Annotated in this window: 8 protein-coding genes; 6 read left to right on the top strand and 2 right to left on the bottom strand. The window is 71.5% G+C overall.

The features are described 5' to 3' along the window. Together glgB and B9S61_RS15095 are read left to right on the top strand one after the other, a co-directional pair. Positions 1 to 2,103, top strand: a 2,103-nt coding sequence (glgB, locus tag B9S61_RS15090) for a 1,4-alpha-glucan branching protein GlgB (RefSeq protein WP_103542722.1), incomplete at its 5' end; no start/stop codon positions are given. A gap of 111 nt (positions 2,104 to 2,214) precedes the next feature. Next, the gene (locus B9S61_RS15095) at positions 2,215 to 3,303 is read left to right on the top strand and encodes a glutamate--cysteine ligase (RefSeq protein WP_103542723.1); all 1,089 of its coding nucleotides are present in this window, start codon (positions 2,215 to 2,217) and stop codon (positions 3,301 to 3,303) included. Between the two features lie 52 nt (positions 3,304 to 3,355). Here B9S61_RS15095 and B9S61_RS15100 read toward each other — a convergent pair whose 3' ends face one another. Continuing rightward, positions 3,356 to 3,589, bottom strand: a complete 234-nt coding sequence (locus tag B9S61_RS15100) for a DUF6480 family protein (RefSeq protein ID WP_103542728.1) — start codon at positions 3,587 to 3,589, stop codon at positions 3,356 to 3,358. A gap of 152 nt (positions 3,590 to 3,741) precedes the next feature. Between B9S61_RS15100 and B9S61_RS15105 the strand changes: the two genes are divergently transcribed. Beyond that, positions 3,742 to 5,646 (top strand): long-chain fatty acid--CoA ligase, encoded by a 1,905-nt coding sequence (locus tag B9S61_RS15105; protein ID WP_103542724.1) that lies wholly within the window; start codon positions 3,742 to 3,744, stop codon positions 5,644 to 5,646. Between the two features lie 151 nt (positions 5,647 to 5,797). Continuing rightward, the gene (locus tag B9S61_RS15110) at positions 5,798 to 6,232 is read left to right on the top strand and encodes an ATP-binding protein (RefSeq protein WP_103542725.1); all 435 of its coding nucleotides are present in this window, start codon (positions 5,798 to 5,800) and stop codon (positions 6,230 to 6,232) included. 18 nt (positions 6,233 to 6,250) lie between these two features. On the opposite strand, the gene B9S61_RS15115 is transcribed toward B9S61_RS15110, so the two are convergent. Beyond that, positions 6,251 to 6,622: a hypothetical protein gene (locus tag B9S61_RS15115; RefSeq protein WP_103542726.1), complete on the bottom strand. Its 372-nt coding sequence runs from the start codon at positions 6,620 to 6,622 to the stop codon at positions 6,251 to 6,253. A gap of 352 nt (positions 6,623 to 6,974) precedes the next feature. Here B9S61_RS15115 and B9S61_RS15120 point away from each other — a divergent pair, with 352 nt between their 5' ends. Both B9S61_RS15120 and B9S61_RS15125 read left to right on the top strand, forming a co-directional pair. Then, positions 6,975 to 10,970, top strand: coding sequence for a HAMP domain-containing protein (locus tag B9S61_RS15120; protein WP_103542727.1), 3,996 nt, complete (start codon positions 6,975 to 6,977; stop codon positions 10,968 to 10,970). 49 nt (positions 10,971 to 11,019) lie between these two features. Next, positions 11,020 to 11,372 (top strand): ANTAR domain-containing protein (locus tag B9S61_RS15125; RefSeq protein WP_374936212.1); only part of this gene is annotated, 353 nt, incomplete at its 3' end.

Genomic DNA, 11,372 nt, shown 5'->3' on the forward strand with positions numbered 1-11,372 from the left:
CACCACGATCCGCACGCCCTGCTCGGCGCCCATCCGGTGCCCGGCGGGATCGCCTTCCGGGCGCTGCGTCCCTTCGCCCGCGAGGTGGGCGTGATCGTCGACGGCACCCGCACCCCGCTCGTCTCGGAGGGCGACGGCCTGTTCTCCGTCGTACTGCCGCTGGACGCGGTCCCCGCGTACACACTGGCGGTGGCCTACGACGACGGGACGGGTGAGACGCACGACCCGTACCGTTTCCTGCCCGCGCTCGGCGAGTTCGACCTGCATCTGATCGGCGAGGGCCGGCACGAGGAGCTGTGGACGGCGCTCGGCGCGCACCCGATGACCCACCAGGGCGTCACCGGCACCCGCTTCACGGTGTGGGCGCCCAACGCGCAAGGGGTGCGGGTCGCCACCGACTTCACCCACTGGGACGGTACGGCGTTCCCGATGCGCTCGCTGGGCTCGTCCGGGGTGTGGGAGCTGTTCCTGCCGGGCGTCCAGGAGGGCACCCGCTACAAGTTCGAGATCCACTCGCGCCACGGCCACCGGTTCCTCAAGGCCGATCCGATGGCGCGCCGCACGGAGGCGCCGCCGAACACGGCGTCCGTCGTGACGGCCTCGCACTACGAGTGGGGCGACGCGCAGTGGTTCGCGACACGGGCCGAAACGCCCGTGCACGAGGCGCCGTTCTCGGTGTACGAGCTCCATCTGCCGTCGTGGCGGCCGGGACTGACATACCGCGAACTCGCCGAGGTGCTGCCCGCGTACGTCCGGGACATGGGCTTCACCCATGTGGAGCTGATGCCGGTCGCCGAGCACCCCTTCGGCCCGTCCTGGGGCTACCAGGTCACCGGTTTCTACGCGCCGACGGCCCGCCTCGGCACCCCGGACGACTTCAGGTACCTGGTCGACGCCCTGCACCGGGCCGGCATCGGCGTGATCATGGACTGGGTGCCGGCGCACTTCCCGAAGGACGACTGGGCGCTGGCCCGGTTCGACGGGGAGCCGCTGTACGAGCCCGGGGACTCCCGGCGCGCGGAGCACCCCGACTGGGGGACGTACACCTTCGACCTCGCCCGCACCGAGGTGCGCAACTTCCTGGTCGCGAACGCCGTGTACTGGTGCCAGGAGTTCCACATCGACGGGCTGCGGGTGGACGCCGTCGCCTCCATGCTCTACCTCGACTACTCGCGCGAGGACGGCGGCTGGGAGCCGAACGCCCACGGCGGCCGGGAGGACCTGGCCGCAGTGGCCTTCCTCCAGGAGATGAACGCCACCGTCTACCGGCGCTGCCCCGGCGTGGTGACCATCGCGGAGGAGTCCACGGCGTGGGGCGGCGTGACCCGGCCCACCGACACCGGCGGTCTCGGGTTCGGCCTGAAGTGGAACATGGGCTGGATGCACGACTCGCTGGAGTACGTCTCCCACGAGCCGGTGCACCGCAAGTACCACCACCACGAGATGACGTTCGCGATGGTGTACGCCTACAGCGAGAACTACTGCCTGCCGATCTCGCACGACGAGGTGGTGCACGGCAAGCAGGCGCTGGTGTCGAAGATGCCGGGCGACTGGTGGCAGCGGCGCGCGAACGTGCGCGCCTACCTGGCCTTCATGTGGGCCCACCCCGGCAAGCAGCTCCTGTTCATGGGGCAGGAGTTCGCCCAGGGTGCCGAGTGGTCCGAGGAACAGGGACCGGAGTGGTGGCTGCTCGACGACGGGTACCACTCCGCCGGGGACCACCGCGGGGTGCAGGACCTGGTACGCGATCTCAACTCCCGCTACCGGGCCACGCCGGCGCTGTGGCAGCGCGACACCGACCCGTCCGGCTTCCGGTGGGTGGCGGTCGACTCCGCCGACGACAACGTCTTCGCGTTCCTGCGGTACGACGCCGAGGGCCGGCCGCTGCTCGCGGTGTCGAACTTCTCCCCCGTGGTCCGGCAGGACTACCGGCTCACCACCGGCGACGACGTGATCGCCTGGCAGGAGGTCCTCAACACCGACGCCGCGCGCTACGGCGGCGGGGACGTGACCAACCCGGACCCGGTCAAGCCCGAGGACGGCCGCGTCCGGCTCACGCTGCCGCCGCTCGCGACGGTGTGGCTGGCTCCCGTCCCTCTCTGAGACCCCGCGACGACGCCCAGGTGTCCCCGGCCGGCCGCGGGGCATTCGGGAGCGTACGGCCGAGGGCGTCTCGGCGTCGTCGCGGCGAGTTCTCGGAAGGGCGGACATCAGGTGCGCACCGTGGGAGTGGAGGAGGAGCTCCTCCTGGTCGATCCGGAGTCGGGGGAACCGCGGGCGATGTCCGCGGCGGTGCTCGCCCGGGCCGAGCGGGACGACGCGGAGCAGGACGTCTTCGAGAAGGAACTGCACGAGCAGATGCTGGAGTTCGCCACGCATCCGCAGTCGTCCATGGAGAGCCTGCGTGCGGAGATCGTCCGCTGCCGCAAGGAGGCCGCCGGTCACGCCGGGGAGATCGGCTGTGCCGTCGCCGCGCTCGCCACGTCCCCGCTGCCGGTCAGCCCGTCCATCGGGGTCAAGCGGCGCTACCGGTGGATGGAGGAGCAGTACGGCATCGCCACCCGGGAGCAGCTCGTCATGGGCTGCCACGTCCATGTGTCCGTCGAGTCCGACGAGGAGGGCACGGCGGTCCTCGACCGGCTGCGGCCGTGGCTCTCGGTGCTGGCGGCGCTGAGCGCGAACTCGCCGTACTGGCAGGGCAGCGACACGGGGTACAACAGCTACCGCAGCCGCGTCTGGCAGCGCTGGCCGTCGGCCGGTCCGACGGAGATGTTCGGCTCGGCCGAGCGGTACCACCGCCGGGTGGCCGACATGGTGGCCACCGGCGTCATCCTCGACGAGGGCATGATCTATTTCGACGCCCGGCTGTCCGAGCGGTATCCGACGGTGGAGATCCGGGTCTCCGACGTCTGTCTGCACGCGGAGACCGCGGGGCTGATCGCCACCCTGGCCAGGGGGCTGGTGGAGACCGCCGCACGCGAGTGGCGGGCGGGCCGTGAGCCGCTGGACCCGGGCGTCAGCCTGCTCCGGCTGGCTGCCTGGCAGGCGGCCCGTTCGGGCCTGGCAGGCGAACTGCTCGACCCGCGGACCATGCGGCGCGAACCCGCCGAGGCGGTCGTGCACGGCCTCCTCGGTCACTGCGCCGAGGCGCTGGAGGCCGCAGGGGACCTGGAGCGCGCCCGCGAGGGGTGCGCCCGGCTGCTGCGCGACGGCAACGGCGCCCAGGTGCAGCGGGACCTGATGCGGCGCACCGACAGCCTGAGGGATGTCGTCACGGAGTGCGTGCGGCACACCCAGGCCTAGGACGTACGGGGCCCGCCGGCTGCCGGGCCGACCGGTTGCCGGGCCGCTGGGGTCAGAGGATCAGGATCAGGGCGTAGACCAGGAAGAAGGCCGCGACCACGACCGCCACCGCGAGGATCGCGGTCAGCGGGCCCCCGGCCCAGCCCCTGGTCGTGTTCTGCCCTCCTCGGGGGCCTGCCTCGGGCATGCTGCTCTCCGCGGGCGGTGTCTCGCCCGGGGGTACGCCGCCGCCCGGTTCGAGGCCGGTGCTGCGTTCCGGATCTGGATCTGGGTTGACGTAGGTCATGCCGTCCGGGTCCCCCGAAACCGGCGAGATCATCAGTGTGGACACACTTGTCGCGATCCCGGCCCGGGGGCGCACGGGCTCGACTAGATTCAGGCACCGCCGATGACCGTCCTCACCGGCCGAGCCACACCCGTACATGTCAGGAGCAGCGCATGAGCGATCTCGCTCTCGCTCCCCCGTCCGCCACGCCACTGGCCGGCGGTCTCGCCGACAGCCTCTTCGCGAGGGCGGACGAGAGCCCCGCCCTGCCGGTGCTCGCCCGCCGTACCGGCCCGGACTCCTCCACCTGGGAGGAGATCACCGCCGCGGAGTTCCGGGACGAGGTCGTCGGCCTGGCCAAGGGTCTGATCGCGTCCGGGATCTCGCCGGGCGCACGGGTGGCGATCATGGCGCGCACCCGCTGCGAATGGACCTTTCTCTGCCACGCCCTGTGGACGGTGGGCGCCGAGGTCGTGCCGATCTATCCGACCTCCTCGCGCGAGCAGGTGGAGTGGATCCTCAGGGACTCCGGCTGTGTCGCCGTGCTGGTGGAGGACGAGCAGAGCGTGATGACCGTCGGGTCGGTGTGCGCCGCGCTGCCGCGCCTCAGACACGTCTGGCAGCTGGACTCGGGTGGGCTGGAGCAGCTGACGGCGCGCGGCGAGTTCATCCCGTCGGCCACGGTCGACTCGATGCGCCGGATCGTGCTCCCGGACTCGACGGCCGTGGTCGCCTACACCTCCGGAACCTCGGGCCATGCCATGGGATGTGCCCTGAGCCACCGCGGTCTGGCGTTCATCTGCGACACCCTGCTGGAGGGCTGGGGACACACCGCGGCCCCGCCCGGGGAGCAGGGCGCCGTTCTCGCCTTCCTGCCGTTCTCCCACGTCTATGGCCTGATGATCCAGAGCCTGTGCGTCCGCGGCGGGCTGCTGATGGGGCACGAGCCCGATCTCAGCGGGGAGTCGCTCTCCTCTGCCCTGCGCACCTTCCGGCCCACCTATCTGTACGCGGTGCCCTCGCTGCTGGAGAAGATCTACAAGAACTTTCTGCGCACGGCGCAGCAGCAGGGCCGCGGGGCGCTGTTCGAGCGGGCCGCGGAGACGGCCCGGGACTTCGCCGCCGCGGTGGAGCGGCAGCGGCTGGGGCGGGGATCCGGGCCGGGCCTCGACCTGAAGCTGCAGCACGCCCTCTACGAGCGCACCGTCTACCGCCGGCTGCGGGCCGCGCTCGGCGGCCGGGCGCGCCGGGCCACCTCCGGCGGTTCGCCGCTCAACCGCGACCTCTCCCTCTTCTACGAGGGCATCGGCATCTACGTCCACGACGGCTACGGGCTGACCGAGACCAGCGGCGGGGTGACGATGCAGCCGTTCGGCCGGGAGAAGTCCGGCACTGTCGGACAGGCGCTGCCGGGCGTCGGGGTCCGGCTGGCCGAGGACGGGGAGATCCTGGTGCGGGGCCCGTCGGTGTTCCAGGGCTATGTGGGCGACGAGGCCGCCACCCGGGCGGCACTGCGCGGCGGCTGGCTGGCCACGGGGGACCTCGGGCGGCTGGACCCCGAGGGCTATCTCTCGATCACCGGCCGCAAGAAGGACATCATCATCACGAGCAGCGGCAAGAGCGTGGCCCCGGCGGCCCTGGAGCAGCGGCTGCGGATGAACCCGCTGGTCCATCAGGCCGTCGTCGTGGGCGACAACCGGCCGTGTGTGGGCGCCCTGGTCACCCTGGACCCGGATTTCGTGGCCCACTGGCGGGGCACGCTGTCCCTGCCGGGCGACGCGCCGACCAGGGAGGCCCGGGAGGAGAACGCGCTGCGCGAGGAGATCGCGCGGGCGGTCGCCGCGGCGAACAGCAGTGTGTCGCGCTCCGAGTCGATCCGGGTGTTCCGGGTGCTGCCCGAGCCGTTCGACGTGACCAACGGTCTGCTCACACCGTCGTTGAAGCTGCGCCGGGACGAGATCGTGCGGCGCTACGCGCTGGAGATCGACGCGATGTACCAGTCGCGTACGCGTCCGGGGCGGGGTCCGGCGTCCGGCGGATCCCCCGGCTGGGACGACTCCGACAACGTGTTCCGCTGACCGCCGCGGACCGCGCGGCCGGTGACGGGTTTGTCACCCACCGGGCACGGGCATGCGGGCGCGTAGGCTCCGCCCTCGCGGGAACCCACAGACCGGAGGACGCACAGGACACGAACTACCGCCCCGCTGCGCCGGGGCCCGGGAAGGCGAGATGGCACCCGAGCGGTATGGGGACAGGACACTGGCCGGCGAGGAGATCACGACCCGCATCGCCAGCTTCCCGGGGAAGCTGCACGATGTGACGGACGCACGCCTGGTCGCGGAGGAGTTCCTCTTCGATCTGGCCCGAATGTCGGCGCCGTCGGCTCCGGAGCACTGGGACGACATTCTCCTGGTGGTCACGGAACTGGCCGCCAACGCGGTCCAGTACGCGCCGGGTCCCTTCCAGCTGCGGCTGCGCAGGACGTTCGACGGGGTGCACGTGGTGATGCACGACACCAGCACCACCGAGCCCGCTCCCCGGCCCTTCCATCCGGGCAGCGGGGGCGGCGGGATCGGCTGGCATCTGATCCACACGCTGTGCGACCAGGTCAGCGTCGTCGGCGGCGCCCACGGCAAGGACATCCACGTCTTCCTGCCGTGGTGAGCCGCCCGGCGCCGGTGCTCAGCCGGCGGACCGCTCGCGGGGCGGCAGCCGGTGGTAGTAGTCGCCGACCGCGGTGAGGTAGGCCGGATCCATGGTCTCGCTGTCGGTGCGGAACCGGGGAGCCGCCTTCACCTCGGCCCGGGTGCAGGACACCGTCAGTCTCCGCTCGGCCGCGTCCACGGCGGCGATCGTGCCGACCGGCACCAGGAGGCTGCGGCCGAACACCCACATCCCGGTGTCGATGACGAGGTGCCGCATTCCGTGATGGTCGGCCTGCCGGTCGACATGGCCGATGGTGCCGTCGCTCGCGAGGACGGTGTAGCCCGTCAGACCCTGTTGCGCGAGGTGACTCAGGTCCGGCGCGTAGGACCAGATACTGTCGATGGCCACTGCTCGTTGCCTCCCCGGTGAACGTCCACTGCGCGGAGTGAGCGGGTCCGGTGTGTCCGCCCGCCCTCCTCCCACTGCAGCCAATACCCGGCGGGCGCCCGTACATTCGAAGGGCGCCGACGGGAAAAACGCGCGCCGGTGACCCGGTGCCGCGCGCCCGGCGAAAATCTTCCCGGGTACCCGCCGGAACGGGAGTCATGCCTGCGGGCGGCGACTTTTCCGTACCGGTCCGCGGGTCCCGCCCACGCTTTGTTCCGCCCCCTCGACGTGGGTTAGCCTTCGGCGTATTTCTCATCGCGCACATCCGTGAACTGCGGAAACGCGCACTGACTCTGCCGGAACGAGGGTGCGCATGACCAGCAAGAGCACCGGGGGGACCGACGCCGCTCCGGGGGACGAGGAGCTGAGGCGGCTCCTGGCGGGGCTGACGGCCGTACGGGACGGGGACTTCGGCACCCGGCTGCCGGACGAGGCCGACGGCCTCATGGGGGACATCGCCAAGGTCTTCAACGGCATGGTGGACCAGCTCTCGGTGTTCACCTCCGAGGTCACGCGCGTGGCCCGTGAGGTCGGCACCGAGGGCGCGCTCGGCGGGCAGGCACAGGTGCCGGGTGTCTCGGGCACCTGGGCCGACCTGACGGACTCGGTGAACGCGATGGCGGGCAACCTCACCGCCCAGGTCCGCAATGTGGCCCAGGTGACGACGGCCGTGGCCAAGGGCGACCTGTCGCAGAAGATCACCGTCGACGCGCGGGGCGAGATCCTCGAGCTGAAGAACACCATCAACACGATGGTCGACCAGCTCTCCGCCTTCGCCCAGGAGGTCACCCGCGTCGCCCGCGAGGTCGGCACCGAGGGCAGGCTCGGCGGCCAGGCCGATGTACAGGGTGTCCAGGGCACCTGGCGCGACCTGACCCACTCGGTGAACTTCATGGCCGGCAACCTCACCGGCCAGGTGCGCAACATCGCGCTGGTGGCGACGGCGGTCGCCAAGGGCGACCTGTCGCAGAAGATCACCGTCGACGCGCGGGGCGAGATCCTCGAGCTGAAGAACACCATCAACACGATGGTCGACCAGCTCTCCGCCTTCGCCGACGAGGTCACCCGGGTCGCCCGCGAGGTCGGCACCGAGGGCAGGCTCGGCGGCCAGGCCCAGGTGCGGGGTGTCTCCGGCACCTGGAAGGACCTCACCGACAACGTCAACGTGATGGCGTCCAACCTGACCGGTCAGGTCCGCTCCATCGCCCAGGTCGCGTCCGCCGTGGGCCGGGGCGACCTGTCGCAGCGGATCCGGGTGGAGGCCGCCGGTGAGGTCGCGGCGCTGGCCGACGTCATCAACACCATGGTGGACACGCTGTCGGCCTTCGCCGACGAGGTCACCCGGGTCGCCCGCGAGGTCGGCACCGAGGGCAGGCTCGGCGGCCAGGCTCATGTGCCCCATGTCGCGGGTACCTGGCGGGACCTCACCGACAACGTCAACTCCATGGCCAACAACCTCACCGGTCAGGTGCGCAACATCGCTCTGGTGACGACCGCCGTCGCCAGGGGCGATCTGTCGAAGAAGATCGACGTGGACGCGCGCGGGGAGATCCTCGAGCTGAAGACCACCATCAACACGATGGTCGACCAGCTCTCCGCGTTCGCCCAGGAGGTCACCCGCGTGGCCCGCGAGGTCGGCACCGAGGGCCGGCTCGGCGGCCAGGCCGAGGTCGAGGGCGTCTCCGGCACCTGGAAGCGGCTCACCGAGAACGTCAACGAACTGGCGGGCAACCTCACCCGGCAGGTCCGCGCGATCGCCCAGGTCACCAGCGCCGTCGCCGAGGGCGATCTGACGCGCTCGATCTCCGTCGAGGCGTCCGGCGAGGTCGCCGAGCTCAAGGACAACATCAACGCGATGGTGGAGTCCCTGCGCGAGACCACCCGGGCCAACCAGGAGCAGGACTGGCTCAAGACCAACCTCGCCCGGGTCTCCGGCCTGATGCAGGGGCACCGGGATCTGCCCGTGGTCGCCGAGCTGATCATGGATGAGCTGGTGCCGCTGGTGTCGGCCCAGTACGGCGCCTTCTACCTGGTGGAGGACGGCGACGACGGGCCCGGGCTGCGGCTGGTCGGCTCCTACGGGTACCCCGACGACAGCGGCCGGCCCACCCGTATCGCCTTCGGCCGCACCCTGGTCGGCCAGGCCGCCCGGAGCCGGCGGGCCATCACGGTGGACGAGCTGCCGCCGGACTACATGACCATCTCCTCCGGTCTCGGCCAGGTGGTGCCGACCTCGCTGGTGCTGCTGCCCATCGTGGTCGAGGGCCAGGTGCTGGGCGTCATGGAGCTGGCCTCGGTGACTCCGTTCACCCAGATCCACGGGGACTTCCTGGTCCAGCTGATGGAGACCATCGGCGTCAACGTCAACACCATCGTGGCCAACGCCCGTACCGACGAGCTGCTGGCCGAGTCGCAGCGGCTCACCGCCGAACTGCAGGAACGCTCGGCGGAGTTGCAGTCCCAGCAGGAGGAACTCCAGCACTCCAACGCCGAACTGGAGGAGAAGGCCGCGCTGCTGGCCGCGCAGAACCGGGACATCGAGGCGAAGAACCTGCAGATCGAGCACGCCCGGCAGGAGCTGGAGGCGCGGGCCCAGCAGCTCTCGCTGGCCTCGAAGTACAAGTCGGAGTTCCTGGCGAACATGAGCCACGAACTGCGCACCCCGCTGAACAGCCTGCTGATCCTGGCCCAGTTGCTCGCCCAGAACCCCTCGCGCAACCTCAGCCCGAAGCAGGTCGAGTACGCGCAGATCATCCACTCGGCGGGCTCGGACCTGCTGCAGCTGATCAACGACATCCTCGATCTGTCCAAGGTCGAGGCCGGGAAGATGGACGTCAGCCCCGAGCGGGTGGAGCTGCGCAGGCTCGTCGAGTACGTCGAGGTCACCTTCCGGCCCATGACGATGCAGAAGAGCCTGGACTTCACGGTGACGACGGCCCCGGGCGCGCCGGCGGACCTGCTCACCGACGACTCCCGGCTGCGGCAGGTGCTGCGCAATCTGCTGTCCAACGCGGTCAAGTTCACCGAGCGCGGCGGTGTGGAGCTGCGGATCGAGCCCGCGCCGGACGACGAGGTGCCCACCGGCGTGCTGCGCGGCGGGCCGGTGGTGGCCTTCCGGGTGCGGGACACCGGTGTCGGCATCCCGGAGCAGCATCTGGAGTCGATCTTCGGCGCCTTCCAGCAGGCGGACGGCACGACGAGCCGCAAGTACGGCGGCACGGGGCTCGGCCTGTCCATCACCCGGGAGATCGCGCATCTGCTCGGCGGCGCGGTCACCGTGGACAGCGTCGCGGGTCAGGGCAGCACCTTCACCCTGTTCCTGCCCGTGGCCCGGCCGGACTTCGAGGATCTGCTGCGGCCCGCGCAGGGCGCGGACCACGGTCCGTCCGAGGCGCTGCCGGACGCATCGTCCCGGCCGGTGCCGGCGATCGAGGCGGGGACCGGCTCCGGGCCGCGCCCGCGGCGGCTGCTGGTCGTGGAGGAGCGGCCCCGGGGCCTGCTGACCCTGGTCGCGGAGAGCGTGGTGCAGGACGTCACCCAGGGCGACGGCTCCTCCCGGCCGTCGGTCGACATCATCACGGCCGTCGGCGCCCAGGAGGCGGCCGGTGCGCTGGCCGCCGATCCGTGCCACTGCGTGGTGCTGGAGCTGGGCATGGAGACGGAGGTGGCCCGGTTCCTGGAGGCGCTGCGGGGCGATTCCGCCCTGACCGGCGTGCCGGTACTGGTGCACAGCGGTCACCGGACCGACGCGGCGGCGGAGGAGGCCCTGCGCTCCCGGGCCGGGGGCACGTCGCTGGAGTTCCTGTCCAGCCTGGACGAGCTGCGCGAACGCATCGCCCTGCACCTGGCCGCCGAGGAGCCCGGCGACGTGCTGTCGCTGGTGCGCGGCGACGAGGCGCACCGGAGCACCCCGCAGACGGTCGTGGACGGCTCGTTCTCCGGCCGGACGGTCCTCGTCGTCGACGACGACGCGCGCAACCTCTTCGCGCTCAGCGGCATCCTGGAGCTGCACGGCTTCCGGGTCCTGCACGCGGAGAACGGCCGCGCGGGCATCGAGAGACTCGTGAACAACCCCGACGTGGCGCTCGTGCTGATGGACGTGATGATGCCCGAGCTGGACGGCTACGCCGCCACGGCCGAGATCCGCTCCATGCCGCGGTACGCCGAGCTGCCCATCATCGCCGTCACCGCCAAGGCGATGCCCGGGGACCGGGAGAAGTCTCTCGCCTCGGGGGCGAGCGACTACGTCACCAAACCGGTCGACACCCAGGCTCTGATCGCCTGTGTCCGCCGCTGGCTGCCCGCATGAGCCGCGCCGCAGGACCCCGCAGCCGGCGAGGAGCGTGCGCACCGTGACGATCAGGGAGCATCCGGACGAGCAGCCCGGAATCGGACCCGGCCACCCGACGGCCGGGCCCGCCGGGGTGTCCGCGGACTCACCCGTGGGCAGGCTCGCGGCCACCGTGGACCGGCTCAGCCGTGAGGTGCGGGCCGCCCAGGCGGAGGCCGAGGGCCGCGCGCTGATCGAACTCGCCAAGGGCATTCTCGTCGAACGGCTGGGGTGCGGTCCCGCGCAGGCCGCCCGCCAGCTCTCCGAGCTGACCGAGCAGGCCGGGACCACCCAGCTGGAGTTCGCGGTCGAGGTCATCAACCAGGCCGCCCGGGACCGGATGTCCGAGGTGACGGACGCCTTCCTGGCCGCCACCCGGGC

Source organism: Streptomyces sp. SM1, assembly GCF_002910825.1.
Classification (GTDB): Bacteria; Actinomycetota; Actinomycetes; order Streptomycetales; family Streptomycetaceae; genus Streptomyces; species Streptomyces okerensis.

What these genes read in the sequence shown, in the direction of transcription:
- B9S61_RS15120 (WP_103542727.1), top strand. Translation starts at nt 6,975, where the DNA reads ATGACCAGCAAGAGCACCGGGGGGACCGACGCCGCTCCGGGGGACGAG.
- B9S61_RS15105 (WP_103542724.1), top strand. Translation starts at nt 3,742, where the DNA reads ATGAGCGATCTCGCTCTCGCTCCCCCGTCCGCCACGCCACTGGCCGGC.
- B9S61_RS15100 (WP_103542728.1), bottom strand. Translation starts at nt 3,589, where the DNA reads ATGACCTACGTCAACCCAGATCCAGATCCGGAACGCAGCACCGGCCTC.
- B9S61_RS15110 (WP_103542725.1), top strand. Translation starts at nt 5,798, where the DNA reads ATGGCACCCGAGCGGTATGGGGACAGGACACTGGCCGGCGAGGAGATC.